Annotated in this window: 35 protein-coding genes; 8 read left to right on the top strand and 27 right to left on the bottom strand. The window is 60.5% G+C overall.

Annotated features, from left to right (window positions below; translation table 11 throughout):
* The first annotated feature begins 18 nt into the window (after positions 1–18).
* Genes cpaB through ACNQOP_RS14985 form a run of 5 tightly spaced genes read left to right on the top strand, consistent with a single transcriptional unit; the run spans position 19 to position 5,251 of the window.
* Positions 19–786, top strand: coding sequence for a Flp pilus assembly protein CpaB (gene cpaB, locus ACNQOP_RS15005; protein WP_257371260.1), 768 nt, complete (start codon positions 19–21; stop codon positions 784–786).
* Positions 783–1,982 (top strand): AAA family ATPase, encoded by a 1,200-nt coding sequence (locus ACNQOP_RS15000; protein ID WP_416404950.1) that lies wholly within the window; start codon positions 783–785, stop codon positions 1,980–1,982. Before cpaB ends, ACNQOP_RS15000 begins: the two co-directional genes overlap by 4 nt.
* Complete coding sequence (locus tag ACNQOP_RS14995; RefSeq protein ID WP_416404949.1) at positions 1,979–3,421, top strand: CpaF family protein; 1,443 nt, start codon at positions 1,979–1,981, stop codon at positions 3,419–3,421. The genes ACNQOP_RS15000 and ACNQOP_RS14995 overlap by 4 nt, the downstream gene beginning before the upstream one ends.
* A gap of 2 nt (positions 3,422–3,423) precedes the next feature.
* Complete coding sequence (locus tag ACNQOP_RS14990; protein WP_416404948.1) at positions 3,424–4,362, top strand: type II secretion system F family protein; 939 nt, start codon at positions 3,424–3,426, stop codon at positions 4,360–4,362.
* 10 nt (positions 4,363–4,372) lie between these two features.
* Positions 4,373–5,251: a type II secretion system F family protein gene (locus ACNQOP_RS14985; protein ID WP_349471127.1), complete on the top strand. Its 879-nt coding sequence runs from the start codon at positions 4,373–4,375 to the stop codon at positions 5,249–5,251.
* A 123-nt stretch (positions 5,252–5,374) separates the two neighbouring features.
* Here the strand turns inward: ACNQOP_RS14985 and ACNQOP_RS14980 are convergent, their stop codons facing one another.
* The 8 genes from ACNQOP_RS14980 to ACNQOP_RS14945 all read right to left on the bottom strand — a co-directional run bounded on the left by ACNQOP_RS14980 (position 5,375) and on the right by ACNQOP_RS14945 (position 10,691).
* Positions 5,375–6,265, bottom strand: coding sequence for a tRNA pseudouridine synthase A (locus ACNQOP_RS14980; RefSeq protein WP_416404947.1), 891 nt, complete (start codon positions 6,263–6,265; stop codon positions 5,375–5,377).
* Between the two features lie 32 nt (positions 6,266–6,297).
* Entirely contained in the window at positions 6,298–6,858 is a 561-nt protein-coding gene (gene rplQ / locus ACNQOP_RS14975) for a 50S ribosomal protein L17 (protein ID WP_416404946.1), read from the bottom strand.
* Positions 6,859–6,924: 66 nt separating this feature from the next.
* Entirely contained in the window at positions 6,925–7,935 is a 1,011-nt protein-coding gene (locus ACNQOP_RS14970; RefSeq protein ID WP_011775567.1) for a DNA-directed RNA polymerase subunit alpha, read from the bottom strand.
* A 147-nt stretch (positions 7,936–8,082) separates the two neighbouring features.
* On the bottom strand, positions 8,083–8,484 hold the full coding sequence (gene rpsK, locus ACNQOP_RS14965) for a 30S ribosomal protein S11 (RefSeq protein ID WP_014922380.1): 402 nt from the start codon (positions 8,482–8,484) through the stop codon (positions 8,083–8,085).
* A 51-nt stretch (positions 8,485–8,535) separates the two neighbouring features.
* A complete protein-coding gene (rpsM, locus tag ACNQOP_RS14960; protein WP_011775569.1) occupies positions 8,536–8,913 on the bottom strand; it encodes a 30S ribosomal protein S13 in 378 nt (125 codons plus the stop codon).
* A gap of 196 nt (positions 8,914–9,109) precedes the next feature.
* Positions 9,110–9,223, bottom strand: a complete 114-nt coding sequence (gene rpmJ, locus ACNQOP_RS14955) for a 50S ribosomal protein L36 (RefSeq protein ID WP_011775570.1) — start codon at positions 9,221–9,223, stop codon at positions 9,110–9,112.
* A gap of 70 nt (positions 9,224–9,293) precedes the next feature.
* Positions 9,294–9,515 (bottom strand): translation initiation factor IF-1, encoded by a 222-nt coding sequence (gene infA / locus ACNQOP_RS14950; protein ID WP_011775571.1) that lies wholly within the window; start codon positions 9,513–9,515, stop codon positions 9,294–9,296.
* A 195-nt stretch (positions 9,516–9,710) separates the two neighbouring features.
* The gene (locus tag ACNQOP_RS14945) at positions 9,711–10,691 is read right to left on the bottom strand and encodes a P1 family peptidase (RefSeq protein ID WP_416404945.1); all 981 of its coding nucleotides are present in this window, start codon (positions 10,689–10,691) and stop codon (positions 9,711–9,713) included.
* 239 nt (positions 10,692–10,930) lie between these two features.
* On the opposite strand from ACNQOP_RS14945, the gene ACNQOP_RS14940 reads away from it, so the two are divergent.
* The 3 genes from ACNQOP_RS14940 to ACNQOP_RS14930 are packed head-to-tail and all read left to right on the top strand — an operon-like array spanning position 10,931 to position 14,222.
* Positions 10,931–11,920, top strand: coding sequence for a carbohydrate ABC transporter permease (locus tag ACNQOP_RS14940; protein ID WP_416404944.1), 990 nt, complete (start codon positions 10,931–10,933; stop codon positions 11,918–11,920).
* Positions 11,917–12,825, top strand: coding sequence for a carbohydrate ABC transporter permease (locus ACNQOP_RS14935; RefSeq protein WP_416404943.1), 909 nt, complete (start codon positions 11,917–11,919; stop codon positions 12,823–12,825). The genes ACNQOP_RS14940 and ACNQOP_RS14935 overlap by 4 nt, the downstream gene beginning before the upstream one ends.
* 50 nt (positions 12,826–12,875) lie before the next feature.
* Positions 12,876–14,222: an ABC transporter substrate-binding protein gene (locus ACNQOP_RS14930; RefSeq protein WP_416404942.1), complete on the top strand. Its 1,347-nt coding sequence runs from the start codon at positions 12,876–12,878 to the stop codon at positions 14,220–14,222.
* A 61-nt stretch (positions 14,223–14,283) separates the two neighbouring features.
* On the opposite strand, the gene map is transcribed toward ACNQOP_RS14930, so the two are convergent.
* The 19 genes from map to rplB form a co-directional block, all read right to left on the bottom strand.
* Positions 14,284–15,111: a type I methionyl aminopeptidase gene (gene map, locus ACNQOP_RS14925; RefSeq protein WP_235517121.1), complete on the bottom strand. Its 828-nt coding sequence runs from the start codon at positions 15,109–15,111 to the stop codon at positions 14,284–14,286.
* Positions 15,112–15,306: 195 nt separating this feature from the next.
* Positions 15,307–15,876, bottom strand: coding sequence for an adenylate kinase (locus tag ACNQOP_RS14920; protein ID WP_235518597.1), 570 nt, complete (start codon positions 15,874–15,876; stop codon positions 15,307–15,309).
* Between the two features lie 5 nt (positions 15,877–15,881).
* A complete protein-coding gene (gene secY, locus ACNQOP_RS14915; RefSeq protein ID WP_257370553.1) occupies positions 15,882–17,192 on the bottom strand; it encodes a preprotein translocase subunit SecY in 1,311 nt (436 codons plus the stop codon).
* 187 nt (positions 17,193–17,379) lie between these two features.
* Entirely contained in the window at positions 17,380–17,862 is a 483-nt protein-coding gene (rplO, locus tag ACNQOP_RS14910; RefSeq protein ID WP_211712130.1) for a 50S ribosomal protein L15, read from the bottom strand.
* Positions 17,862–18,068 (bottom strand): 50S ribosomal protein L30, encoded by a 207-nt coding sequence (gene rpmD / locus ACNQOP_RS14905; RefSeq protein ID WP_257370554.1) that lies wholly within the window; start codon positions 18,066–18,068, stop codon positions 17,862–17,864. Before rpmD ends, rplO begins: the two co-directional genes overlap by 1 nt.
* A gap of 2 nt (positions 18,069–18,070) precedes the next feature.
* On the bottom strand, positions 18,071–18,742 hold the full coding sequence (rpsE, locus tag ACNQOP_RS14900; RefSeq protein WP_204814929.1) for a 30S ribosomal protein S5: 672 nt from the start codon (positions 18,740–18,742) through the stop codon (positions 18,071–18,073).
* A 29-nt stretch (positions 18,743–18,771) separates the two neighbouring features.
* Positions 18,772–19,155, bottom strand: a complete 384-nt coding sequence (rplR, locus tag ACNQOP_RS14895; RefSeq protein ID WP_167263521.1) for a 50S ribosomal protein L18 — start codon at positions 19,153–19,155, stop codon at positions 18,772–18,774.
* Positions 19,156–19,158: 3 nt separating this feature from the next.
* Complete coding sequence (rplF, locus tag ACNQOP_RS14890; RefSeq protein ID WP_018776680.1) at positions 19,159–19,695, bottom strand: 50S ribosomal protein L6; 537 nt, start codon at positions 19,693–19,695, stop codon at positions 19,159–19,161.
* 18 nt (positions 19,696–19,713) lie between these two features.
* Positions 19,714–20,112 (bottom strand): 30S ribosomal protein S8, encoded by a 399-nt coding sequence (gene rpsH, locus ACNQOP_RS14885; protein WP_142938374.1) that lies wholly within the window; start codon positions 20,110–20,112, stop codon positions 19,714–19,716.
* Between the two features lie 78 nt (positions 20,113–20,190).
* Complete coding sequence (gene rplE / locus ACNQOP_RS14880) at positions 20,191–20,778, bottom strand: 50S ribosomal protein L5 (protein WP_257370555.1); 588 nt, start codon at positions 20,776–20,778, stop codon at positions 20,191–20,193.
* On the bottom strand, positions 20,778–21,137 hold the full coding sequence (rplX, locus tag ACNQOP_RS14875) for a 50S ribosomal protein L24 (protein ID WP_416404941.1): 360 nt from the start codon (positions 21,135–21,137) through the stop codon (positions 20,778–20,780). Before rplX ends, rplE begins: the two co-directional genes overlap by 1 nt.
* 3 nt (positions 21,138–21,140) lie before the next feature.
* Complete coding sequence (rplN, locus tag ACNQOP_RS14870) at positions 21,141–21,509, bottom strand: 50S ribosomal protein L14 (protein ID WP_003803789.1); 369 nt, start codon at positions 21,507–21,509, stop codon at positions 21,141–21,143.
* 352 nt (positions 21,510–21,861) lie between these two features.
* Positions 21,862–22,158, bottom strand: coding sequence for a 30S ribosomal protein S17 (gene rpsQ / locus ACNQOP_RS14865; RefSeq protein WP_142938371.1), 297 nt, complete (start codon positions 22,156–22,158; stop codon positions 21,862–21,864).
* Positions 22,155–22,475: a 50S ribosomal protein L29 gene (rpmC, locus tag ACNQOP_RS14860; RefSeq protein WP_014922387.1), complete on the bottom strand. Its 321-nt coding sequence runs from the start codon at positions 22,473–22,475 to the stop codon at positions 22,155–22,157. The genes rpsQ and rpmC overlap by 4 nt, the downstream gene beginning before the upstream one ends.
* A gap of 2 nt (positions 22,476–22,477) precedes the next feature.
* Positions 22,478–22,894 (bottom strand): 50S ribosomal protein L16, encoded by a 417-nt coding sequence (gene rplP, locus ACNQOP_RS14855; protein WP_003803795.1) that lies wholly within the window; start codon positions 22,892–22,894, stop codon positions 22,478–22,480.
* Entirely contained in the window at positions 22,895–23,716 is an 822-nt protein-coding gene (gene rpsC, locus ACNQOP_RS14850; protein ID WP_011775589.1) for a 30S ribosomal protein S3, read from the bottom strand.
* Positions 23,717–24,082 carry a 50S ribosomal protein L22 gene (gene rplV, locus ACNQOP_RS14845; protein ID WP_018776683.1) on the bottom strand — a complete coding sequence of 122 codons (366 nt, stop codon included), beginning with the start codon at positions 24,080–24,082 and terminating at the stop codon, positions 23,717–23,719.
* Between the two features lie 39 nt (positions 24,083–24,121).
* Positions 24,122–24,403, bottom strand: a complete 282-nt coding sequence (rpsS, locus tag ACNQOP_RS14840; protein ID WP_011775591.1) for a 30S ribosomal protein S19 — start codon at positions 24,401–24,403, stop codon at positions 24,122–24,124.
* A gap of 12 nt (positions 24,404–24,415) precedes the next feature.
* Positions 24,416–25,255, bottom strand: a complete 840-nt coding sequence (gene rplB / locus ACNQOP_RS14835; protein WP_011775592.1) for a 50S ribosomal protein L2 — start codon at positions 25,253–25,255, stop codon at positions 24,416–24,418.
* Positions 25,256–25,257 lie beyond the last annotated feature (2 nt).

Below are 25,257 nucleotides of genomic sequence, written 5' to 3'. Positions count from 1 at the left end.
CCCGAAAGGAGCTACAAAGTGAAAACACGCCTACTGGGAGGCATAGCTGCACTGCTTCTGGCAGTCATTGGCACAGTCCTACTGGTCACCTACGTTCAGGGAGCCGACAAACGTGCACAAGAGGGGCTCGATCCCGTAAGTGTCCTGGTGGTGAAGGAACGCATTCCTGCCGGCACCAAAGCGGAAGAGCTTCAGTCCAAGGTAAAAACCGAAACTTTGCCTCAATCAGCAGTCGCGCCCGGGTCAATAAGCGCTCTCGCCGATCAAACAGGCAAGGTCACCGCCGCTGACATGCAGCCCGGCGAACAACTCCTGGGAATGAAGCTGGTGAGTCCAAAGGATCTGGCACCTGGCACCGTGCCGGTCCCGGAAGGGCTGCAGGAGTCCACTTTCGTCCTTTCGCCCGAGCGCATCCTCGGGGGCCGTATCGAGGCCGGCGACACCGTCACGGTATACGCATCTTTCAAAGTGGATGACGCCGTAGCGGCTGGGGCCAATCTTCCAGCCAATGTGACGGGCTGGAAGAACTTCACCAAGCTGCTTTACCACGATGTCCTGGTTACTGCAGTTCAACAAGCCGCCCCCGACGCTGAGAAGTCAGCGGGCACCGAAAAGGCGGTGGCACTGCCAAACGGATCCGCTTATGTAACTGTCGCCCTCAGCGACGCCAACGCTTCAAAGATGGTCTTTGGTGCGGAGTTCGGAACCTTATGGCTCTCGAAGCAAACTGAGAAGACCGCCAAGAGCGATCCCCCAACCACCACCTTTGGAGGGCTGCTCCAATGAGCCGATTCGTAGCCATCACCGCCGTCAGGGACTTTGAAGCCCGCGTCCGCCAGGCCGTCACAGGGGCCCTTCACGGCGACCTGCAAACCCTGTCCCCTTCTATTCTCCAGGCTGGTACGGACGAACTCTTCAAGCAAATGACTGGTGCTCCCCCCGAGGTGATGATCCTTGGCCCGGGCGTAAATCCGGACGATGCATTCAAGCTGGCCACAGTCGTCGACCTACAGTACCCGGAAATCAGCCTGCTGATGGTGGCAGAGCCGAGTGCGGACATCGTCTTGAAAGCCATGCATGCTGGCGTCAGGGATGTCGTAGCCCCGGACGCCGAAGTCAACGAGCTTCGCATCCTCCTGGAGCGTGCATGCCTGGCGTCCGCCAGCCGGCGGCGAGGAATGCAGCCCGCTGCGGACCCGGCTCAAGAAAAGGGGCGGGTGATAGCCGTCATGTCGCCCAAGGGCGGCGTGGGAAAAACAACCGTCGCCACCAATCTGGCCATAGGACTCGGGGCTCTGGCCCCAATGAGCGTGGTGATTGTGGACCTGGACCTGCAGTTCGGGGATGTCGCCTCCGGCCTGCTCTTGGAACCGGAGCACTCCATCACGGAGGCAGTTCACGGTGCAGCCGCTCAGGACTCCATGGTCCTCAAGGCGTTCCTGACCGTCCATCCGGCTGGCATCTACGCACTCTGCGCACCACTGAAGCCTTCCGAGTCGGACTACATCACAGCCGATCATGTGACCCGCCTCCTCAATCAGTTGGCCACGGAGTTCAAGTACGTCGTTGTGGATACGGCACCGGGCTTGGGCGAACACTGCCTCGCCACGCTGGAACTGGCCACTGACGGTGTCTGGGTCTGTGGGATGGATGTGCCAAGCATTCGGGGACTCCGAAAATGCTTCAGCGTATTGAAGGAACTCCAACTCCTGCCGCAAGGCCGACACACTGTACTGAATTTTGCGGACAGAAAGAGTGGTCTTTCAGTCCAGGATGTTGAGGCCACCATCGGTGTCCCGATTGACACGGTGATTCCGCGGTCCCGGACCCTTCCGTACTCGACGAATCGGGGCGTACCGGTCCTTCAGGGAACGGCAAGGGACACGGCGATCAAGGGGTTGCGAAAGTTGGTTCAGCGTTTCGATCCGCGATTGGAATCGACACCGCAGAACAAGCTCCACCGCAGGGTGGTGGTGTCATGAAACTGTCCGAGAGGTTGACAAGGAATAATCCGCTTGCTGCGGCCAGCTTCACCGATTCGCACTCGCCCGAAAGCACCTTGGCTGGTGAGGGGACGGCAGCAACGCTGGCTTCGGGTCCTATCTTAGGTGGAACTCCGGCACTCCCCGCCGTTGATGCCTTGGCAGGCCTCAAGCAACGTGCGGCCTCGGCCCTTTTTGAAAGGATGGGCAACAGGACCGGTGACACCTCGTCCTCAGAAGAGGAACTGCGTTCTTTCGCTGTAGACGAGCTTTCAGCGGTCATCGACGACGAGCAGGTCCCTTTGTCACCCGAGGAACGGCGTCGCCTCATACGCGAAATAGCTGATGAAGTTATGGGCTTTGGGCCGCTTCAACGTCTGCTGGAGGACCCATCGGTTACTGAAGTGATGGTGAATGGATTCGACCAAATCTACGTGGAGCGGCATGGACATCTGGCCCTAACCGATCTGCAGTTCAGCTCCGATGCCCACCTTCGGAAAGTCATTGAGCGGATCGTCTCCAAGGTGGGGCGTCGAATTGACGAGTCTTCGCCACTTGTCGATGCCCGGTTGGAAGACGGATCCCGTGTCAACGCCATCATCCCTCCACTGGCAGTCAACGGTCCATCGCTGACAATCCGAAAGTTCAGCCATATCCCCATTACAGTACGGAACCTCATCGAGTGGGGCTCCGTAAGCCAGGAGATGGCGGAGCTTTTAAGCGCTTGCGTGCAGGCACGGCTCAACATCATTGTTTCGGGAGGCACTGGTACAGGTAAAACGACGTTGCTGAATGTCCTGTCATCGTTCATCCCTGAGTCGGACCGCATTGTCACTATCGAGGATGCTGTAGAACTCCAACTGCAGCAACAACATGTGGTCCGATTGGAGAGCCGTCCACCGAACATTGAGGGAAAGGGTGCTATCAGCATCCGCGATCTCGTCCGAAACTCCCTCCGCATGCGTCCCGACCGCATCATCGTTGGCGAAGTGCGCGGCGGCGAATCCCTGGACATGCTGCAGGCAATGAATACGGGCCACGACGGATCGTTGTCCACAGTCCATGCCAACTCTCCCCGTGACGCCATAGCCCGTTTGGAGACCCTCGTACTGATGGCCGGCATGGACCTTCCCCTGCGTGCCGTCCGAGAACAAGTTTCCTCAGCAGTCGACCTTATTGTTCAGGTCACTCGACTGCGGGATGGCAGCCGCAGGGTAACTCACGTGACCGAGGTCCAGGGCATGGAGGGAGACGTTGTGACCTTGCAGGATGCTTTCCTCTTCGACTACTCGGCAGGCCTTGACGCCCAGGGGCGCTTTCTGGGCAAAGCACTTCCCACTGGCATCCGGCCCAGGTTCCTTGACCGGTTTGTTGAGTTGGGAATTTCGGTTTCACCATCCACCTTCGGCGTAACGACATTGCCCCTAGGGAGGAGGTAGCCGTGGAGACTTGGGTGTTCTTTACAGCAATCGGCCTGTGCGTAGGCTCACTGATGCTGTTTGTGGTTGTGGTCCTGAAGCCGAAGAATAAGGCTATTCCGATTGAACGCCGGCGTATCGAAACAACGTTGGACCCTTCAGCCGTGGGACGTGTTTCCGAGTCGGCCGTCCGCTGGGTTGATGGCGCGATTGGCAAGTCCGGTGGGCCCTTTAATAGGGCGGTTCTGTACAACGCGGGGGTCAAACAGACCCCGGCTGACGTCACGGTGGTGGTTGGCATCGCCCTCCTGATCCTGGGAGGTTTCGGATGGCTGTTCATCAGCCCGATCATCGGCGTCCTTCTGGCGATTGCCGTCCCCTTCGGCGCCAGGTTCATACTGATCGCCAAAACGGCGAAGCGACGAGCCGCGTTTGAGGACCAACTAACGGACACCATTCAGATGTTGATCGGCGGACTCCGTGTGGGCCACAGCATCATGCGTTCGTTGGAAGCGGCAGCACGTGAAGCACAAGTGCCCACATCCGAAGAGCTGGCGCGGGTAGTCAACGAGGTCAGAATAGGCAAAGACCCCCGGCAGGCCCTCGAAGATGTTGCGACACGAATGCAAAGTGAAGACTTTCGATGGATTGGCCAGGCCGTCCAGATAAACCGCGAAGTGGGTGGCGACTTGGCAGAAGTCCTTGAACAGGTGTCAGGAACAATTCGCGAACGCAGCGAGATCAAGGGACACGTGCGGTCGCTCAGCGCAGAAGGCAAGATGTCTGCCCTGATCCTCATGGCACTGCCTGTTGTAGTGGCGCTTGCCGTAGCCGTCATGAATCCGACATATATGCGTCTCTTTGTAGACCACCCATTGGGAATAGCCATGACTGTCCTCAGCTGTCTGCTGTTCGTCGTCGGTGGTTTCTGGATGAGCCGCACCATAAAGATCAAATTCTAGGAGGCCCATCATGACTCCGCTTGCATGGCTTTTTATCGCACTCATTGTCACGCCGTTGGCGTACTTCGCCTGGTCCCTGGCATCGGTAGACCGGAAAGGGCTCGTGTCCATCCAGTCCAACCTTGGCTCCGGGTTCGGCCGCGGCGACGGGGCCAAGAACCAACGCTCCCCGTTCATGCTTGGAGCGGCCAAAAAGCTGATGCCCGGGAGCTACGAAGCCAAACTGGACCATTGGTTGGCCTTGGCTGGACGGCCCAGTTCCATGCCGCTCAGCAAGGTCATTGCTTTGAAACCATCGCTTGCCCTCATTGGCGCACTCTCGGGCGTCATGTTGGTTCTAGCCAGTGAGAACGGTGCAGCGTCGGTCTTCGGTATGTTCTTGGCTGTGCTCCTGTACTTCCTCCCGGATCTTCTGATCGTCAACATCGGGATCAAACGACAGGACGCCATCAAGCTGGAATTTCCCAACACCCTCGATCAAATGCTCATTTCAGTTGAGGCGGGGCTGGGTTTCGAGTCCGCCATGGAGAGGGCGTCGATTCACGGCGAAGGACCGCTCGCCGTGGAATTGGTCCGGACGCTCCAGGATATGCAGGTCGGACGACCACGGGGTGAGGCCTACGAGGCGTTGGCTGATCGCTGTGCTGTACCAGACGTTCGCAGCTTCGTCCTCGCCGTCATCCAAGCCGACAAGTACGGTATCGGCATCGCGAACGTCCTTCGTGCACAAGCCAAGCAAGCCCGCGTCAAGCGGCGGCAGAATGCGGAAGAGAAAGCCATGAAGCTTCCAGTGAAGGTGCTCTTCCCCCTGCTGTTCTGCATTTTTCCGGTTCTGTTCATAGTCCTTCTGGGCCCAGCCGTCATCAAAATCATGCAAACCTTCAGCTGATCTTTCCCGCAGGGACATAGACCGGCACTTCGCGGATCCCAGACCACGGAGTGCCACAACGGCCCCCTTCCGGTACCCAGAGCCGGGAGGGGGTCCTCCAACGTCTGGGCCCGAACCAGCGAGCTACTCCCGGCGCGCCCGCGTCAGTTCAGCCCGCGCCAGCAACTCGCCATCCGACGGGTACGCAACTTCCTCCAATACCAGCGGGTGGGGGGCGGCAAGGAGGGACTTGGCGTCGCGCTTTCGTTCCAGAAGCCTGGCATGCAGCCACTCGGGAGACTCCAGGCCCTCCCCCACACGCAGCGCAGAACCTACCAACGACCGCACCATGTTGTGGCAAAAGGCATCCGCCTGGACTGTCGCGACAATGACGCCGTCGCTCCCCCGTTCAAAGGAGAACTTCTGCAGTTCACGGACTGTCGTGGCACCTTCGCGGGGTTTGCAGTAGGACCTGAAATCCTGGAGTCCCAGCAGTGCCTGCACGCCGTGGTTCATCACGGAGACATCCACCGCAGACTTATGCCACAGGGTAATGCTTCGAAGGACAGGGTCCCACCGCTCCGGACCGTCGGCGATCCGATAGCTGTACCTGCGCCACAACGCAGAAAAGCGGGCGTCGAAACCTTCAGGCGCCAGGCCGGCGTCGTGCACTTCCACGGCGCCGGTCAAGTCGCCGAGCACCCGGCTCAACGCGCCGCGCAGGCGACGTAAAAGCGCGACGGCGGGGTCCAGTTCGTGCCCTCGCGGCAGTGCCAGCCACTCGGCTTCGGTCAGGTCCAGGTGAACTACCTGCCCACGGGCATGGACCCCGGCGTCAGTCCTGCCGGCAACCGTCACGCGGACGGGCCGCTGCAGCAGGAGCGTCAGTGCTTCCTCAAGCGACCCCTGCACCGTGCGAAGACCAGGCTGCAGTGCCCACCCGCTGAAAGGGCCGCCGTCGTACGAGAGATCCAGTCGGACACGCAAAAACCCGCCGCCCCCCATAACGGGGGCAGCGGGTTTTCGTTCGTTCATAGACTTAAGTCTACTGTGAAGAATTCAGTGAATTACTTCTTGTCCTCAGCGGCCGGAGCCTCTTCGGTTTCAGCAGCTTCAGCTTCAGTAGCCTCGGCCTCAGCAGCCGGAGCTTCTTCGGTTTCAGCAACTTCGGTCTCTACGACCTCTTCCTCGGCAGCCGGAGCTTCAGCAGCCGGAGCAGCCTTGGCAGCAGCGTTGGTTGCTTCAGCAACAACGGCCTGCTTCGGGGAAACCGGCTCGAGAACGAGCTCGATGACAGCCATGGGAGCGTTGTCGCCCTTGCGGTTGCCGATCTTGGTGATGCGGGTGTAGCCACCATCGCGGTTGGCAACGGCGCCGGCGATGTCGGTGAACAGCTCGTGGACAACGCCCTTGTCGCTGATCAGGCCGAGAACGCGGCGGCGGGAAGCGAGGTCGCCACGCTTGGCGAAGGTGACCAGACGCTCTGCGTACGGCTTGAGGCGCTTGGCCTTGGTAACCGTGGTGGTGATGCGCTTGTGCTCAAACAGAGCAGCTGCCAGGTTCGCGAGCATCAGGCGCTCGTGAGCCGGGCCGCCTCCGAGGCGCGGACCCTTAGTGGGGGTAGGCATAGTTATTTCTCCTGTTGTGTAAGCCGGTTAGGTCCATTGCTGGACCCGGCGGCCAAGATCTGCTGTTTAGAGCTCGTCGTCGCTGAACGCGGCGTCGTCCTCTTCGATGGCTGCGGCGCGGGCTGCGAGATCGAAACCGGGAGGGGAGTCCTTGAGGGACAGACCCAGTTCGACGAGCTTTGCCTTGACCTCGTCAATGGACTTCGCACCGAAGTTACGGATGTCCATCAGGTCAGCCTCGGAGCGGGCAACGAGTTCACCCACGGTGTGGATGCCCTCACGCTTGAGGCAGTTGTAGGAACGGACCGTGAGGTCCAGATCCTCGATCGGCAGAGCCATGTCGGCTGCCAGGGCAGCGTCCGTCGGCGACGGGCCAATCTCGATACCTTCAGCTGCGGTGTTCAGCTCACGGGCCAGACCGAACAGTTCCACCAGGGTGGTACCTGCGGAAGCAACAGCATCGCGGGGAGCGATTGCCTGCTTGGTCTCGACGTCGACAATGAGCTTGTCGAAGTCGGTGCGCTGCTCAACACGGGTAGCTTCCACGCGGAAAGTTACCTTCATGACCGGCGAGTAGATCGAGTCAACCGGAATACGGCCGATCTCGGAGTCGCCGGACTTGTTCTGAGCTGCCGAAACGTAGCCACGGCCGCGCTCGATGGTCAGTTCGAGTTCGAACTTGCCCTTCGAGTTCAGAGTGGCAATGTGCAGATCCGGGTTGTGGAATTCGACGCCGGCCGGCGGAGCGATGTCCGCGGCGGTGACGACTCCGGGGCCCTGCTTGCGCAGGTAAGCAACAACCGGCTCATCGTGCTCGGAGGAAACCGAAAGGTTCTTGATGTTCAGGATGATCTCGGTGACATCTTCCTTGACACCCGGAACCGTGGTGAACTCGTGCAGCACGCCATCGATCCGGATGCTGGTTACAGCGGCACCGGGGATGGAGGAGAGCAGGGTACGGCGGAGGGAGTTTCCGAGGGTGTAGCCGAAGCCCGGCTCCAGCGGTTCAATGATGAAACGGGAGCGGTTCTCGGATACAACTTCTTCGGACAGGGTGGGGCGCTGTGCAATGAGCACTTAGGTTTCCTTTCGGCGAGCATCCGCTATATGACGCAACACAGGTGGTGGAAATCGGCTTCGGTTTCCAGCCTGACCAGCCGGGCCATGCTTATGGACGGAAAACCATCCACAGCAGGCCCGGCCGGTCAGGCAGGGAAGACCTAATTAGACGCGGCGACGCTTCGGGGGGCGGCAACCGTTGTGGGCGCTGGGGGTGACGTCCTGGATGGAGCCAACCTCGAGGCCAGCGGCCTGAAGCGAACGGATTGCGGTTTCGCGTCCGGATCCCGGGCCCTTGACGAATACGTCAACCTTGCGCAGACCGTGCTCCTGAGCGCGCTTTGCAGCAGCTTCGGCAGCCATCTGGGCAGCGAACGGGGTGGACTTACGGGAGCCCTTGAAGCCAACCTCACCGGCGGAAGCCCATGAGATGACAGCACCGTTCGGGTCCGTGATGGACACGATGGTGTTGTTAAAGGTGCTCTTGATGTGCGCCTGGCCAAGCGCAATATTCTTCTTATCCTTGCGACGCGGCTTACGAACCGCTCCACGAGTCTTCGGGGGCATTGTTTCTCCTACAGAAAGTTATCGGGGGAAAACCAGGTCAATCCCGAGGGATTAACGTCCGGCCTTCTTCTTGCCGGCGACGGTGCGCTTCGGACCCTTGCGGGTACGTGCGTTGGTCTTCGTACGCTGTCCGCGTACGGGCAGGCCCTTGCGGTGGCGCAGGCCTTCGTAGCTGCCGATCTCAACCTTGCGGCGGATGTCAGCGGCTACCTCGCGGCGAAGGTCACCCTCAACCTTGTAGTTGCCTTCAATGTAGTCACGCAGCTGGACCAGCTCGGCGTCAGTCAGGTCCTTGACGCGAACGTCAGCGCTGATGCCGGTGGCAGCCAGGGTTTCGTGTGCACGGGTCTTGCCCACGCCGTAGATGTAAGTAAGCGCAATTTCCAACCGCTTTTCGCGGGGAATGTCTACGCCAGCGAGACGAGCCATAGTGGCGGTACTCCTTGAATAAACCGGAGGTCGTAGGCAGTACACCCACACGTTCCGTGTGGCCCCAGCCTCCGACCGGGGGTTCGCTGACCAGGCTCTGTAATGCAGTCCTGGCACAGCTTGTGCTGCCTTTATTTACTTGCGTGGGCTAGCAACCCAGGTTTGCCCTTGCGGGCGCTGATTCCCGGAAGGGGAATTAGCCCTGGCGCTGCTTGTGGCGCGGGTTCTCGCAGATCACCATGACCCGGCCGTTACGGCGGATCACTTTGCACTTGTCGCAGATCTGCTTGACGCTCGGCTTGACCTTCATGGCGTTCCTTTGCGTGTTTTGCAGTTGATCTGCTGGAGCGGCTTGGCACTATTGCCTGCCGCCCAGCAATTTACTTGTAGCGGTAGACGATACGACCACGTGTGAGGTCGTATGGGCTCAGCTCAACCACTACCCGGTCCTCGGGGAGGATTCGAATGTAGTGCTGTCGCATCTTCCCAGAGATGTGTGCGAGAACGACGTGCTTGTTGGTGAGCTCAACGCGAAACATCGCATTGGGCAGCGCCTCAGTCACAACGCCCTCGATCTCAATGACCCCGTCCTTCTTGGCCATATCCTCCGCTAACTGTTGTTTGCCGCCGTCCTTCAGTTAGGCACCGAAGATCCAGCGGACGTTTTTTGTTTGCTTGGCCCCCTTGGAACCACGACACTAAAAAGGGCGTGGCTGCACAGACAACCAACAAATAACTCTACGCCAATCGGGCCGGAAAGTTAAATCCGTCCATGGTAGCGCAAGCATCCGCCGCCGTCACTCCCCCGCAGTCCCGAACGCCGGGAAATCACCTGCCGGCGTCGAGACGCTTTCGGCGGCCAGGACACCATCCAGGATAGCCAGCCGCACGGCTTCCGCCGCCGCGCTTTGGAGCGTTATCAAGGAGACTTGCCTCGCTTGTTCAGTACTGCGGTCAAGCCCGACGGCGCCAGTCGCCAAAGCGAACACGGTGTCACCGTCAGCGAGGGTATGGGACGGATCCAGCGCCCGCGCAAGCCCTGCATGCCCGGCAGATGCGGTCCGCTTGCACTCGGCCACATCCAAAATTGCATTCGTAGCGATCACGACCAGGGTCGTATTGAGCCCCTGCGGCGGGGCCAACGGGCCTGCGACCCTCTGCGCGCTCGGTCGTTCCTCCCTTAGACGCGCGCTGCCGGGTCCCAGCCCCACCGGCGTCCCCAGCGCGTTCACCACAGCGATGGCCCCTACAATCACGCCACCGTCGAGTTCGATCGAGGACGTACCGATCCCGCCCTTGTACTGGCCGCGGGCTATGACCGCACCGGTTCCGGCACCAACGTTTCCACGCTCGACGGCGGCATGGTCACCGGAGGCGAACGCCGCGGCGGCTGCCTGGTAACCCATGTCGGCGTCGGGCCGTGCATGCACGTCGCCACCACGCCCGAGGTCGAAGATCGCGGCGGCCGGAACAATTGGCACCACCGTTCCCGGGACGACAAAGCCCCGCCCCTGTTCTTCACACCAGCGTTGGGCGCCCGCCGCGGAAACCAGGCCGAAGGCGCTGCCACCGGTCAACACCACGGCATCCACGGTGGAGACAAGCGTGGTGGGATCCAAGGCGTCGGTCTCGTGCGTCCCCGGCCCGCCGCCCCGCACATCGACCGATCCGACCGTCCCCACGGGCGGAAGAACCACCGTCACCCCAGACAACCACCCATCCCCGACCCTCTGCACATGACCAACCCGTACGCCAGCAACATCGGTGATTGAATTCATGGCTCCATTCTCCACCGGACGCGCAAGCGACTCGCCGAGGCAACAAGTGGGAGCCGAGCCTCAAATACGAACACGCGGGGAACGCCGAGTAAACGGGCTGGGAAGTGTCAGACAACTATCGCTGAGGGACGCAGTTTTGGCCCCGACAGGCCGCTCCCGTGTGGTGAGCTAGGCCTGTCTTCGCCGCCCCGGTCCGGGCGCTGGCGGACCCCACATTCGCCCGAAAACGTTAGTGACCCATGACTGCCCCACTGATTCACAAGAGCAGCACCGCGCCTGCGGAAGGCCCGGACGCTGCGGCTCCCGCCCCGCCGGTTGCGACGCCCGGGCCAAACCGGGAGAGACGGCGCTGGTCCGGCCGCAGCCGCAAGGACTTCGTTGTCTTCCTGGCCATGGCCCTTCCCAACCTGGTGCTGATTGGCACCTTCACGTATTGGCCGCTGATTAATAACATCTACTACTCCACGTTGGATTGGACGCTGGGTTCTGCTTCGGCCACGGTCGTGGGGCTGCAGAACTATGTCACGTTCTTCACCAGCGAGGATGCGTCCAAAGTCCTCGGGACCACTGCAGTCTTCACCGTGATTACGGTGGGCGGCTCCATGATCCTCGGCTTGTTGGTTGCCCTCGCATTGAACTCGAAGGTTCGCGGCACCACCTTCGCGCGGTCCGCTGTATTTGCGCCGTACGTGCTCTCCGGAGTGGGCGTCGGTTTGGTGTGGCTGTTCATCTTCGATCCCGGCTACGGAGTCCTTGCCTGGATCCTTCGGGGCCTGGGGCAGCAGAGCCCCCAGTGGATCAACGACCCACAGCTTTCGTTGGTGATGGTCATCATTGTGTATGTCTGGAAGAACCTGGGCTATTGCGCCGTGGTCTATCTGGCCGGACTTCAGTCGCTGCCGCGGGACGTGATGGAAGCTGCAGCATTGGACGGGGCGAACGGTGTACGCCGGTTCCTCAACATCTCGCTCCCGCTGCTCTCCCCCACCACGTTTTTCCTGTTGATCACCACCATGCTTAGTTCGCTGCAGGCATTTGACCTGATCCGCATCATGACTCCGCTGGGCAATGGCACCAGCACGCTGATCTATGAGGCCTATCTCCAGGCTTTCGGCGCCTACAACAGGGCGGGCTATTCGGCGGCGATCTCGGTGATCCTTTTCGCCATCCTGCTGATCATCACGATCCTCCAACTGCGGTTCGTTGAGCGAAAGGTCCACTACTCATGAGCGCACCGTCACCAGCCGCCGTCGTCGTTTCCCCGCACGAAGCTGAGCCACCCCGAAGGGCCCGGCCGTTTTCGCCCGCGAATCTTCTCCAGACCGTCGCCGCCGGCTACGTCCCGTTGATCATCGCCACGCTTGTGGTGGCCCTGCCATTGCTGTGGATGCTGCTCAGCTCGTTCAAGCAACCGGGCGAAATCGTCACCATGGACCTGAACATCCTGCCGGAGTCCTTGAACCTGGAGAACTATGCCACGGCGATGACCACTGTTCCGTTCGCCCAGTTCTTCGCGAACAGCCTGATCGTTACCGTGGTTGGTTCCACCGTCAAAGTCATCCTGGCGATCCTGACCGCCTACGCCCTGGTGTTCGTGCGCTTTCCGTTCAAGAACGTCATCTTCGTCCTAATCCTGGTCGCCCTGATGGTTCCGGCGCAGGTTTCCATCCTGCCCAACTACATCCTCATAGCGGGCATGGGAGGCAAGAACACCCTGTGGGGCATCATCCTTCCGGGCCTCGGCACTGCCTTTGGTACTTTCCTCCTTCGGCAGCACTTCCTGACCCTTCCGCCGTCGATCCTTGAAGCGGCCGAGATCGATGGCGCCGGCCATTGGCGACGCTTGTGGCAAATCATCGTGCCCGTATCGGTACCGTCCATCGCGACTGTGGCGTTAGTGACAGTGGTCAGCGAATGGAATGACTACATTTGGCCGCTCATCATCACCGATCGTCCGGAGACGATGACCCTGCCAGTAGGCCTCACCTTGTTGCAGAACTCCGAAAGCAACGGAGCAGGCTGGGGAATCCTCATGGCCGGGGCCGTCCTGGTGATCGTTCCGATCCTGCTGGTCTTCGCCGCACTCCAGCGCTACATCGTTGCCGGCCTGACGCAGGGAAGCGTCACCGGTTGATTCTCCCGCCGCACCAATCGCATCGAAGTACGTTATTGAAAGGAAGCACCATGCGCACCAACCTTGACCGCCGACATTTCCTGGGACTTGCAGGCCTCGGAGCCGGAGCAGCGGCCCTCGCCGCATGTGGTGGACCCTCGACGGCGGGCACGGCAGACGCCGTCGACACCGCAACGATCGACTTCAGCGGCGTGAAGCCTGCCGCCTCCATCGATTTCTGGACCAACCACCCGGGCAAGTCGCAGGACGTGGAAAAGGCCATCATCGACAAGTTCCACGCCAAGTTCCCTGACATCAAGGTCAACCTGGTCACGGCTGGGGCGAACTACGAAGAGATTGCCCAGAAGTTCCAGACGTCGCAGGCGGCCAAGACCGGGCTCCCCGGCTTGGTGGTCCTTTCCGACGTGTGGTGGTTCCGCTACTTCTCCAACGGCAGCATCATTCCCCTTGACGGACTGGTGAAGCAGCTCGACATCAAGATCGACGATTTCCAGAAGTCCCTCGTTGACGACTACAAGTACGACAACAAGCAGTGGGCCCTCCCCTACGGCCGGTCCACCCCGCTGTTCTACTACAACAAGGACCACTTCAAAGCCGCAGGACTTCGGGACCGCGCTCCTGCAACCTGGCAGGAATTCGCTGAATGGGCACCCAAACTGAAGGCAAGCTCCGGCGCCCAGTACGCCTACATCTACCCGGCGTTGGCTGGCTACGCCGGCTGGACCCTGCAGAACAACCTGTGGGGCTGGGGCGGAAGCTGGTCCAAGGACTGGGACATCACCTGCGACTCCAAGGAATCCGTGGCTGCCCTGCAGTGGGCGCAAGACTCCATTTACAAAGACGGATGGGCTGGCGTCTCGTCCAAGGAAGCTGCTGACGACTTCGCCGCTGGCCTTACCTCGTCGACCATCTCCTCCACCGGCTCCCTGTTGGGTGTCCTGAAGGCTGCCAAGTTCAACGTCGGCGTCGGGTTCCTCCCCGGCGGTCCCCAGGTTACCAGTGGCGTTTGCCCGACAGGCGGCGCGGGGCTGGGCATTCCAAGCGGGATCAGCAAGGAAGAGCAGTTGGCCGCCGCAACCTTCCTCAAGTTCATGACCGAACCCGAGAACACGGCTGCGTTCTCCGCTGCCACCGGCTACATGCCTACGCGGCTATCCGCGGACATGTCTACCGTCCTGGCCACCACGCCGCAGATCAAGATCGCCATGGACCAGCTCGCAGCCACCAAGGTCCAGGACAACGCGAGGGTCTTCCTTCCGGGTGCGGACCAGGAGATGGCCAAGTCTGCTGCGAAGATCCTCACGCAGCAGGGCGATGTGCAGGCCACCATGACGGAGCTGAAGAAGACGCTCGAGGGCATCTACACCAAGGACGTCAAGCCCAAACTGAAGGCATAAACTCCGCCGAGCATGAAGAGAGCCGGGCTGCTTCAGCAGCCCGGCTCCCTTCATATGTCAGCTACGGGATGGGGACTGGCACGACGCCGAGCGGCGCCAGCTGCGCTGCTCCGCCGTCCGGGGCAGACAGGACCCAAATGCCCTTTTCATGTACGGCTACTGAATGCTCCCATTGGCAGGAGCGCTTGCCGTCGGTGGTGACCACTGTCCAGTCGTCGTCGAGGGTTGCGGTTTCAATGTCCCCGCGAACCAGCATCGGCTCAATGGCAAGGCACAGGCCGGGACGGATCTTCGGGCCGCGGTGGTTGGTCCTGTAGTTCAGGACATCGGGCGCCATATGCATTTCAGACCCGATACCGTGGCCTACATAGTCTTCGAGGATGCCGAGGGGCTTGCCTTCGACGGACGATACGTAGTCGTCGATGGCGTTGCCAATGTCCCCCACGAACTTTCCGGTGGCCAAGGCAGCGATTCCACGCCACATGGCGGCCTCCGTGACATCGGAGAGGCGCTGGTCTTCGGGATCCGCGGTTCCAACAATCACTGTCCGTGCGGAATCAGAATGCCAGCCGTCCACAATGCAGCCGCCGTCGATGGAGATAATGTCGCCGTCCTGCAGGACACGGCCCCCCGGGATACCGTGAACAACTTCTTCGTTCACCGAGGTACAGATGGTGGCCGGAAAGCCGTGGTACCCGAGGAAATTCGACTTCGCGCCGGCCTCGTTGAGGACTGCGGCGAATACATCATCCAGGTCCTTGGTGGTGACTCCGGCCTTAGCCGCCGCAACGGCAGCGTCCAGGGCACGGCTCAGTACAAGGCCTGCCTGGTGCATGGTGCGCATTTGCTCGTTGGACTTGTATTCAATACGGGGCTGACCGAACGCCATGTTCTCCTTTGGAAGGTTGCTGGTGGGACCCGCCTGGACCCGTGCTTCAATTATTTTCCTGTATCCGTGGGCAGGACCGAAATTGGCTGGCACCCACCCCATGACAGGGAACAAAAAGGTGGGCCCCACACCAAACGGTACGGGACCCACCCATCACTCCCATGCCGGTAATCCGGCTATGTGGAGAACGTACTGCTAGACAGCCTTGGCCGACTCGATCGCCGTGAGCACACGGTCGGTAACTTCGTCGATACCGCCGATGCCATCAACCTGTGTCAGGATGCCACGCTCGGAGTACTTGGCTACGACGGCTTCGGTCTGCTCGTGGTACAGGTCAAGACGGTGTCGGATCACAGTCTCGTTGTCATCGGAGCGGCCGGTTTCCTTGGCACGGCCCAAAAGGCGGGCAACCAGTTCTTCGTCGTCGGCAGTCAGCTGGAGCACGACGTCGAGCTCCTGCTGGCCCTCGGCGAGGATCTGGTCCAAGTAGTCAACCTGCGCCGTTGTGCGCGGGTAGCCGTCCAACAGGAAGCCGTTCTCGACGTCGTCCTGGCCGAGGCGGTCGCGAACCATGTTGTTCGTGACGCTGTCCGGAACGAAATCGCCGGCGTCCATGTACTTCTTGGCCTCAATGCCCAAGGGGGTTTCGCCCTTGACGTTGGCACGGAAGATGTCGCCGGTGGAGATGGCGACTACGCCGAGGCGCTCGGAAATGCGCTCGGCCTGCGTACCCTTACCCGAACCGGGAGGTCCAATGATCAGCATTCTCGTCATCGCAAAAGCCCTTCGTAGTGACGTTGTTGTAGCTGCGCATCAATCTGCTTGACGGTCTCCAGGCCAACACCCACCATGATCAGGATTGATGTGCCACCGAACGGGAAGTTCTGGTTGGCATTGATCAGGACGAGTGCGACCAGCGGAATCAACGCCACGAAGCCAAGGTAGAAGGCTCCGGGAAGAGTGATCCTGGAAAGCACGTACTGCAGGTAGTCCGCGGTCGGTTTACCCGCCCGGATGCCCGGAATGAACCCGCCGTACTTCTTCATGTTGTCCGACACTTCTTCAGGGTTGAAGGTGATGGCTACATAGAAGTACGTGAAGAACACGATCATGGCGAAGTAGAGCGCCATGTAGATGGGGTGGTCGCCACGGGTGAGGTTGTTGTTGATCCACTCGACCCATGGAGCAATCTGCTCCCCCGGCTTGGGCTGGTTGAACTGCGAGATCAGGCCCGGCAGGTACAGCATGGAGGAAGCAAAGATGACGGGCACGACGCCGGCCATGTTCACCTTGATGGGGATATAGGTGCTGGTCCCACCCACGGTGCGTCGACCGATCATACGCTTGGCGTACTGGACCGGGACGCGGCGCTGGGACTGCTCCACGAAGACCACCAGAGCCACAGTCAACAGTCCAATGGCAAGAACGATGAAGAACGTTCCTGGGCCCTTGGTCTCCCAGATGGAACCCAGTGAACGGGGGAATCCAGCAGCGATGGAGGTGAAGATCAGGAGGGACATGCCGTTGCCGACGCCGCGCTCGGTGACGAGCTCGCCCATCCACATGATCAGGCCGGTGCCTGCAGTCAGCGTGATGATCAGCAGGAGGGTGGTAATGATGCTCTCATCGGGAATGATGGGCAGGTTACAGCCCGGCAGCAACTGTCCGGATCGAGCCAGCGACACCAAAGTGGTGGCGTTCAACAAGCCGAGAGCGATGGTGAGGTACCGGGTGTACTGCGTCAGTTTTGACTGCCCGGAGGAACCTTCCTCGTAGAGCTGCTGGAACCGGGGAATAACCACCCGAAGCAACTGCACGATGATGCTCGCCGTGATGTAGGGCATGATGCCCAAGGCAAAGATCGAAACCTGCAGCAACGCGCCGCCGCTGAACAAGTTCACCAGCTGGTAGATGCCCTGCGAGGTGTCACCGTTGTTCAAGCATTGCTGGACATTCTGGTAGTTCACACCAGGCGAGGGGATGAAAGCTCCCAAGCGGAAGATTGTGATGATTCCCAGCGTGAACAACAACTTGCGTCGCAAATCAGGCGTCCGAAACGCCCGGCCGAATGCGCTTAGCAAGCGTCCTCCTGAGTAGAAAGTACAAGGATGTGATGGGGCTCAATGAAACCCAACAACCGAGTCTAACCGCTGGTGACGCCGTCTTAATAATCGAGAGTCCACAATCACGCAAAAAAATCCCGGTATACGGGGCCGAAGCCCCGCACACCGGGATCTTTTTTACAACGGGCTTTCGCCCCACTGGCCCTTAGAGAGCAGTGGTGCTTCCGCCTGCTGCAGCAATCTTTTCCGTCGCGCTGGCGGAGAATGCGTGGGCGGTGACGTCAACCTTGACGGTGATGTCGCCGGTGCCCAGCACCTTTACGGGCTGGTTCTTGCGAACGGCACCCTTCTCAACCAGGGACTCAACGGTGACAGCGCCACCTTCCGGGAACAGCTCGTTGAGCTTCTCCAGGTTTACAACCTGGAACTCAACCCGGAACGGGTTCTTGAAGCCGCGCAGCTTCGGCAGGCGCATGTGCAGCGGCAGCTGGCCGCCGGCAAAGCCAGCCTTTACCTGGTAGCGGGCCTTCGTACCCTTGGTACCGCGACCAGCGGTCTTACCCTTGGAGCCTTCACCACGACCAACACGGGTCTTGGCGGTCTTGGCACCCGGAGCGGGACGCAGGTGGTGGACCTTCAGAGCGTTCTGCTTCTCAGCAGCCTCTGCGGCGGTCTTGTTCTCTGCCATTACTTCGCCTCCTCTACATTCACGAGGTGCGGAACCGTGTTGAGCATGCCAACGGTCACGGCGTCAGCGGTACGGACAACGGTGTGTCCGATGCGCTTGAGACCGAGGGACCGGAGGGTCGCAATCTGGTTCTGCTTGGCGCCGATGACGCCCTTGATCTGGGTGATCTCCAACTTGGCGTCGGAGGGAGTCACGTTCTTAGCCATGACTAAACACCTGCCTTCTGGTTCTGGAGCGCGCGCACCAGAGCAGCAGGAGCAACCTCGTCCAGCGGCAAGCCACGGCGGGCAGCCACGGAAGCGGGCTCTTCGAGCTGCTTCAGAGCGGCAACGGTCGCGTGAACGATGTTGATCGCGTTGGAAGAACCGAGCGACTTGGAGAGGATGTCGTGGATACCCACGCACTCCAATACCGCGCGGACCGGACCACCGGCGATAACACCGGTACCGGCGGAAGCCGGACGCAGCAGGACGACGCCTGCAGCAGCTTCACCCTGCACGCGGTGCGGGATGGTGCTGCCAACGCGGGGAACGCGGAAGAAGGACTTCTTGGCCTCTTCAACGCCCTTCGCGATTGCTGCGGGAACTTCCTTGGCCTTGCCGTAGCCGACGCCGACCATACCGTTGCCGTCACCGACGACGACGAGTGCGGTGAAGCTGAAGCGACGACCACCCTTGACGACCTTGGCAACGCGGTTGATGGTGACAACGCGCTCTACGAACTGGCTCTTCTCGGCTTCACGACCGCCGTCGCGGCCACCACGGCCACCACGGTCGCCGCGGCCCTGGCCACGGTCGCCACGCTCGCCGCGACGAGCGCCACGGCGGTCATCGGCAGCGGGTGCGGTCTCAGTTGCTTCAGCAGCTACAGCTTCAGTCACCTGAATGTCCTTTTCGTTGTTTTCAGCGGTCACAGTGCCAGCCCACCTTCGCGAGCACCGTCAGCGACGGCGGCGATGCGGCCGTGGTACTTGTTACCGCCACGGTCGAAGACAACAGCCTCGACGCCTGCAGCCTTGGCACGCTCGGCAACGAGCTCGCCGACGCGCTTGGCCTTTGCAGTCTTGTCTCCGTCGAATGCGCGAAGGTCAGCTTCCAGGGTGGAAGCGTAAGCCACGGTTACACCCTTGCTGTCATCGACAACCTGGACGAATACGTGACGTGCGGAGCGGTTGACGACCAGACGAGGACGTACAGCCGTGCCGCTGATGCGCTTGCGGATACGAAGCTGGCGACGGCTGCGTGCTGCAGACTTGCTCTTGTTCGAACGCTTCTTGTTAATTGCGATGGCCATGGTTTACTTACCAGCCTTTCCGACCTTGCGGCGGATGACTTCGCCGGCGTAACGGACACCCTTGCCCTTGTAGGGGTCGGGCTTGCGCAGCTTGCGAATGTTGGCAGCAACCTCGCCGACCTGCTGCTTGTTGATACCCGCAACAGAGAGCTTGGTCGGACCCTCCACTACGAAGGTGATGCCTTCGGGTGCAGAGACGTTGACCGGGTGGCTGTAGCCCAGAGCGAACTCCAGGTCAGAACCCTTGGCCTGAACGCGGTAACCGGTACCAACGATTTCAAGCTTCTTCTCATAGCCCTCGGTAACGCCCTGGATCATGTTGGCGATCAGGGTGCGGGTCAGGCCGTGCAGCGAACGCGAGTTGCGCTCGTCGTTCGGGCGGGTGACCGTGAGAGTGTTCTCTTCGAGGGAGACCTCGATCGGGCTGGCCACAGTGTGGCTCAGCTCGCCTTTGGATCCCTTGACGCTGATGACGGAGCCATCGAGCTTGACCTCAACTCCGGCAGGAACGGTGATGGGGAGACGTCCAATACGTGACATTATTCTCTTCCTTTCCCGTTACCAGACGTACGCGAGGACTTCGCCGCCCACGCCCTTCTTACCGGCCTGCTTGTCAGTCAGGAGGCCGGAAGAGGTGGACAGGATTGCGATACCCAGGCCACCCAGCACGTGCGGCAGGTTGGTGGACTTCGCGTAAACGCGGAGACCCGGCTTGGAGATGCGGCGGACACCAGCGATCGAACGCTCGCGGTTGGGACCGAACTTGAGGTCGATGGTCAGCTTCTTGCCAACCTCAGCTTCCTCTTCCTTCCAGCCGGCGATGTAGCCCTCGGCCTTCAGGATGTCGGCAACGCGTGCCTTCAGTTTGCTGTACGGCATGGACACGGTGTCGTGGTATGCCGAGTTTGCATTGCGCAGACGCGTAAGCATGTCTGCGACAGGATCTGTCATAGTCATTTGGGCTATAGCCCTTCCTCGTACCGGTTTCCGCTGCGCTTGGTCTCAAGAACAAACGCGGACGGACCTGTCACGTAGTTAGTTTTCGGTTTTGAACGGGAACCCAAGCGCCTTGAGCAGCGCGCGGCCTTCGTCGTCGGTCTTGGCGGTGGTGACGACCGTGATGTCCATACCGCGAACGCGGTCGATGGAATCCTGGTCGATTTCGTGGAACATAACCTGCTCGGTCAGACCGAAGGTGTAGTTGCCGTTGCCATCGAACTGCTTGCCGTTGAGGCCGCGGAAGTCACGGATACGCGGCAGTGCCAGCGAAACCAGACGGTCCACGAATTCCCACATACGGTCGCCACGCAGGGTAGCGTGTGCACCGATGGGCATGCCTTCGCGCAGCTTGAACTGTGCGATCGACTTACGGGCCTTGGTTACCTGCGGCTTCTGGCCGGTGATCAGGGTGAGGTCGCGGACAGCGCCGTCGATCAGCTTGGAGTCCTTGGCGGCATCTCCAACACCCATGTTCACAACAACCTTCACCAGGCGGGGAACCTGGTTCACGTTCGCGTAGTTGAACTCGTCCTGCAGGGACTTCTTGATGGTCTCTGCATACTTGGTCTTCAGACGCGGAACGATCTTGTTTGCAGCGGAGGTCTCAGACAGTGTCTCGCTCATTAGATGTCCTTCCCGGTGGCCTTGGACACGCGGATACGGACAGTCTTGGAACGACCATCCTTCTCAACGGTGTCGAGACGGAAACCAACACGGGTCGGCTTCTTGGTCGACGGGTCAACCAAAGCAACGTTGGAGACGTGGATCGGGGCCTCAACGACCTCGATGCCACCGGTCTTGGTGCCGCGCTGCGACTGACCGACCTTGGTGTGCTTGGTGACGCGGTTGATGCCCTCTACCAACACGCGGTTGGTGTCCGGGAATACGCACAGGACTTTGCCCTGCTTGCCGCGGTCTCCGCCACGTTCCTGCTTGGCGCCGGTGATGACCTGAACGAGGTCACCCTTCTTGATCTTAGCCATGGACTAAAGCACCTCCGGGGCCAGCGAAACGATCTTCATGAACTTCTTGTCGCGAAGTTCACGACCAACCGGGCCGAAGATACGGGTACCGCGGGGGTCACCGTCGTTCTTCAGGATCACAGCTGCGTTTTCGTCAAACTTGATGTAGGAACCATCCGCACGGCGGCGTTCCTTCTTGGTACGAACGATGACAGCCTTGACGACGTCACCCTTCTTTACGTTGCCGCCAGGGATAGCGTCCTTGACGGTTGCGACGATAACGTCGCCAATGCCTGCGTAGCGACGGCCAGATCCACCGAGAACGCGAATGGTAAGGATTTCCTTAGCACCCGTGTTGTCGGCGACCTTCAGTCGCGACTCCTGCTGAATCAATTTCTACTCCTTGCGTCGCGCCGGTTCTCAGACCGAAATCATGCATACGGAATGAGCCTTGCGGAACGGTTGATCGGGGTGTCTCTTGACCTGCCTGGATTTTGCCAGAACAGGCCTAAACGCCCGTGCCACAAGCATCAGCTTCCCTTGCAGAAAACTCTGCGCGGGGCAGTATGCAGCGGCACGATTGTTTACGAGGTAGTGGACGACGCACAAGTGGCGCCATACAAACTCAATATCCTAGCACGTTTAGAGATCGAATCCGAACCGAGGGCAAACGCGAGAAGGCCCGCATTCCCAAGGGAATACGGGCCTTCCGTTGAATCCTGCCAGGCGATGCCCGGCGTCGGATTTACTTTGCCTTTTCGAGGATCTCCACCAGGCGCCACCGCTTGGTAGCGGAGAGCGGGCGGGTCTCAGAGATGAGAACGAGGTCGCCGATGCCGGCGGTGTTCTCTTCGTCGTGAGCCTTGACCTTCGAGGTGCGGCGAATAACCTTGCCGTACAGAGCGTGCTTCACGCGGTCTTCAACCTGAACAACGATGGTCTTTTCCATCTTGTCAGAGACAACGTAGCCGCGACGCGTCTTACGGTAACCGCGCTGTTCAGCGCTGGCTGCTGCTTCCGTCACAGTTTCCTTCTCGCTCACTTGGCGTCCTCTCCAGCTTCAACCTCGGCCTTTTCAGCCTTGGCAGCCTTCTTGGACTTCTTTTCTTCCTTGGCTTCCACAACCGGTGCGGCAACCTCGGCACGAATGCCCAGCTCGCGCTCACGGAGAACGGTGTAGATGCGTGCGATGTCCTTCTTTACCGCGCGCAGGCGACCGTGGTTCTCCAGCTGTCCGGTGGCGGACTGGAAACGCAGGTTGAACAGCTCTTCCTTGGACTTGCGGAGTTCTTCAACGAGACGCTCGTTGTCGAAACCGTCCAGCTGTGCGGGTGCGAGATCCTTCGACCCTACTGCCATTTCTATTCACCACCTTCGCGACGCACAATGCGTGCCTTCAACGGCAGCTTGTGGATTGCCAGGCGCAGGGCCTCGCGAGCTACCTCTTCATTGACACCGGAGAGTTCGAACAGAACCCGGCCCGGCTTGACGTTTGCGACCCACCATTCCGGAGAACCCTTACCGGAACCCATGCGGGTTTCAGCAGGCTTCTTCGTCAGCGGACGGTCCGGGTAGATGTTGATCCAGACCTTACCGCCACGCTTGATGTGGCGGGTCATCGCGATACGGGCGGACTCGATCTGACGGTTGGTTACGTATGCCGGGCTGAGAGCCTGGATACCGTACTCACCGAAGCTGACCTTGGTGCCACCCGTAGCAGCGCCGGAACGACCCGGGTGGTGCTGCTTACGGTGCTTGACTCGACGTGGGATAAGCATTTAAGCCTGTCCTCCTTCTGCTGCGGGTGCAGCAGCTTCAGCGGCCGGTGCTTCAACGGCAGCAGGTGCTGCCTCAGCTGCCGGACGGTCGTTACGACGACGGCGGTCGCCACCCGGGCGGCCCGGACGGTCTCCTGCACGGCCACGGGACGGAGCAGCAGCTGCCTGCTGAGCCAGTTCCTTGGCAGTGACGTCACCCTTGTAGATCCAAACCTTTACGCCGATACGGCCGAAGGTGGTCTTGGCTTCGTAGAAGCCGTAGTCGATGTTCGCGCGGAGGGTGTGCAGGGGCACACGGCCTTCGCGGTAGAACTCCGAGCGGGACATTTCTGCGCCACCCAGACGGCCCGAGCAAGCAACACGGATGCCCTTGGCACCTGCGCGCTGCGCGGACTGCATTGCCTTCTTCATCGCACGGCGGAAAGCCACGCGGGAAGTCAGCTGCTCAGCGATGCCCTGGGCAACAAGCTGCGCTTCCATCTCGGGGTTCTTGACCTCGAGGATGTTCAGCTGAACCTGCTTGCCTGTGAGCTTTTCGAGCTCGCCGCGGATGCGGTCTGCTTCTGCGCCGCGGCGACCGATGACGATGCCCGGGCGTGCCGTGTGGATATCCACGCGGACACGGTCACGGGTGCGCTCGATCTCGACCTTGGCGATGCCGGCGCGCTCCATGCCGGTGGACATGAGCTGACGGATCTTGATGTCCTCGCGGACGAAGTCCTTGTAGCGCTGTCCGGGCTTGGTGCTGTCAGCGAACCAGTGCGAAACGTGGTCGGTGGTGATGCCGAGTCGGAACCCGTGCGGGTTTACTTTCTGTCCCACTTAGCGAGCCTCCTCTTTCTCGGGGGTTGCCACGACCAACGTGATGTGGCTGGTCCGCTTCCTGATGCGGTAGGCGCGGCCTTGGGCACGCGGCTGGAACCGCTTCATGGTCGGGCCTTCATCAACGAATGCTTCGCTGATGAACAGGTCGCTGTCGTCGAATGCAACGCCGTCACGGTCCGCGAGGACGCGTGCGTTGGCCATTGCCGACTGAAGTACCTTGAATACCGGCTCCGAAGCTGCCTGGGGGGCAAACTTCAGAATTGCCAGAGCCTCATTCGCTTGCTTACCACGAACAAGGTTGACGACGCGCCGGGCCTTCATAGGCGTTACGCGGATGTGACGCGCAATAGCCTTGGCTTCCATTGCTTTCCTTCTCTCGTCTAAGACGTAAAGTCAGGCGCCTTAGCGGCGCTTGCCCTTACGGTCGTCCTTAACATGGCCGCGGAATGTCCGCGTGGGAGCGAATTCGCCGAGCTTGTGCCCGACCATCGACTCAGTGACAAACACCGGGATGTGCTTGCGTCCGTCGTGTACGGCGATCGTGTGCCCGAGCATGTCGGGGATGATCATCGAACGGCGGGACCAGGTCTTGATGACGTTCTTGGTGCCCTTATCGTTTTCCCGTGCGACCTTCACAAAGAGGTGCTGGTCAACGAAAGGACCTTTTTTCAGGCTGCGTGGCATGTGTCCAGGCTCCTATCGCTTGTTCTTGCCAGTACGGCGGCGACGAACAATAAGCTTGTCGCTCTCTTTGTTCGGACGGCGGGTACGGCCCTCGGGCTTGCCGTTCGGGTTGACCGGGTGACGTCCACCGGAAGTCTTACCTTCACCACCACCGTGCGGGTGGTCAACCGGGTTCATGGCTACACCACGGACGGTCGGGCGAACGCCCTTCCAGCGCATACGGCCGGCCTTACCCCAGTTGATGTTCGACTGCTCGGCGTTGCCGACCTCGCCGACGGTTGCGCGGCAGCGCACGTCAACGTTGCGGATTTCGCCGGAGGGCAGACGCAGCTGGGCGAAACGGCCTTCCTTTGCAACGAGCTGTACCGAAGCACCTGCGGAACGTGCCATCTTGGCGCCGCCACCCGGACGCAGTTCAACTGCGTGGATTACGGTACCAACCGGGATGTTGCGCAGCGGCAGGTTGTTGCCCGGCTTGATGTCAGCGTCGGGACCAGCCTCGACGAAGTCACCCTGGGACAGCTTGTTCGGAGCGATGATGTAACGCTTGGTGCCATCAACGTAGTGCAGGAGTGCGATGCGAGCCGTACGGTTCGGGTCGTACTCGATTTCGGCAACGCGGGCGTTGATGCCGTCCTTGTCGTGACGACGGAAGTCGATCAGACGGTACTGGCGCTTGTGCCCACCACCCTTGTGGCGGGTGGTGATCTTACCGGAGTTGTTACGGCCGCCAGTCTTGTGCAGCGGACGCAGCAACGACTTTTCCGGAGTCGATCGCGTGATTTCAGCGAAGTCGGCTACGCTCGAGCCACGACGGCCCGGGGTAGTCGGCTTGTATTTACGGATTCCCATAA

It is taken from the genome of Arthrobacter sp. LFS091 (assembly GCF_047977885.1).
Taxonomy (GTDB): Bacteria; Actinomycetota; Actinomycetes; order Actinomycetales; family Micrococcaceae; genus Arthrobacter.
The sequence above is the reverse complement of the archived record's forward strand: the minus strand, read 5'-3'. Positions and strand labels throughout refer to the sequence as shown.

Bases quoted from the DNA above. Each gene is read 5' to 3' on its own strand.
- ACNQOP_RS14935 (WP_416404943.1), top strand. From the start codon at position 11,917: ATGAGCGCACCGTCACCAGCCGCCGTCGTCGTTTCCCCGCACGAAGCT.
- rplB (WP_011775592.1), bottom strand. From the start codon at position 25,255: ATGGGAATCCGTAAATACAAGCCGACTACCCCGGGCCGTCGTGGCTCG.
- rplX (WP_416404941.1), bottom strand. From the start codon at position 21,137: ATGGCTAAGATCAAGAAGGGTGACCTCGTTCAGGTCATCACCGGCGCC.
- rpsH (WP_142938374.1), bottom strand. From the start codon at position 20,112: ATGACTATGACAGATCCTGTCGCAGACATGCTTACGCGTCTGCGCAAT.
- rpsM (WP_011775569.1), bottom strand. From the start codon at position 8,913: ATGGCTCGTCTCGCTGGCGTAGACATTCCCCGCGAAAAGCGGTTGGAA.
- ACNQOP_RS14920 (WP_235518597.1), bottom strand. From the start codon at position 15,876: ATGCTGATCATTGGACCTCCCGGTTCGGGTAAGGGTACGCAGGCCGAG.
- rplQ (WP_416404946.1), bottom strand. From the start codon at position 6,858: ATGCCTACCCCCACTAAGGGTCCGCGCCTCGGAGGCGGCCCGGCTCAC.
- rplF (WP_018776680.1), bottom strand. From the start codon at position 19,695: ATGTCACGTATTGGACGTCTCCCCATCACCGTTCCTGCCGGAGTTGAG.
- ACNQOP_RS14980 (WP_416404947.1), bottom strand. From the start codon at position 6,265: ATGAACGAACGAAAACCCGCTGCCCCCGTTATGGGGGGCGGCGGGTTT.
- rplE (WP_257370555.1), bottom strand. From the start codon at position 20,778: ATGAGCGAGACACTGTCTGAGACCTCCGCTGCAAACAAGATCGTTCCG.
- rpsK (WP_014922380.1), bottom strand. From the start codon at position 8,484: ATGCCCCCGAAGACTCGTGGAGCGGTTCGTAAGCCGCGTCGCAAGGAT.
- ACNQOP_RS14985 (WP_349471127.1), top strand. From the start codon at position 4,373: ATGACTCCGCTTGCATGGCTTTTTATCGCACTCATTGTCACGCCGTTG.
- rpmC (WP_014922387.1), bottom strand. From the start codon at position 22,475: ATGGCAGTAGGGTCGAAGGATCTCGCACCCGCACAGCTGGACGGTTTC.
- map (WP_235517121.1), bottom strand. From the start codon at position 15,111: ATGGCGTTCGGTCAGCCCCGTATTGAATACAAGTCCAACGAGCAAATG.
- rpmJ (WP_011775570.1), bottom strand. From the start codon at position 9,223: ATGAAGGTCAAGCCGAGCGTCAAGCAGATCTGCGACAAGTGCAAAGTG.
- ACNQOP_RS14995 (WP_416404949.1), top strand. From the start codon at position 1,979: ATGAAACTGTCCGAGAGGTTGACAAGGAATAATCCGCTTGCTGCGGCC.
- ACNQOP_RS14940 (WP_416404944.1), top strand. From the start codon at position 10,931: ATGACTGCCCCACTGATTCACAAGAGCAGCACCGCGCCTGCGGAAGGC.
- ACNQOP_RS14930 (WP_416404942.1), top strand. From the start codon at position 12,876: ATGCGCACCAACCTTGACCGCCGACATTTCCTGGGACTTGCAGGCCTC.
- rplP (WP_003803795.1), bottom strand. From the start codon at position 22,894: ATGCTTATCCCACGTCGAGTCAAGCACCGTAAGCAGCACCACCCGGGT.
- infA (WP_011775571.1), bottom strand. From the start codon at position 9,515: ATGGCCAAGAAGGACGGGGTCATTGAGATCGAGGGCGTTGTGACTGAG.
- ACNQOP_RS15000 (WP_416404950.1), top strand. From the start codon at position 783: ATGAGCCGATTCGTAGCCATCACCGCCGTCAGGGACTTTGAAGCCCGC.
- rpmD (WP_257370554.1), bottom strand. From the start codon at position 18,068: ATGGCTAAGAACGTGACTCCCTCCGACGCCAAGTTGGAGATCACCCAG.
- rplR (WP_167263521.1), bottom strand. From the start codon at position 19,155: ATGGCCATCGCAATTAACAAGAAGCGTTCGAACAAGAGCAAGTCTGCA.
- rplV (WP_018776683.1), bottom strand. From the start codon at position 24,082: ATGGAAGCCAAGGCTATTGCGCGTCACATCCGCGTAACGCCTATGAAG.
- ACNQOP_RS14945 (WP_416404945.1), bottom strand. From the start codon at position 10,691: ATGAATTCAATCACCGATGTTGCTGGCGTACGGGTTGGTCATGTGCAG.
- rplO (WP_211712130.1), bottom strand. From the start codon at position 17,862: ATGGCAGAGAACAAGACCGCCGCAGAGGCTGCTGAGAAGCAGAACGCT.
- rpsS (WP_011775591.1), bottom strand. From the start codon at position 24,403: ATGCCACGCAGCCTGAAAAAAGGTCCTTTCGTTGACCAGCACCTCTTT.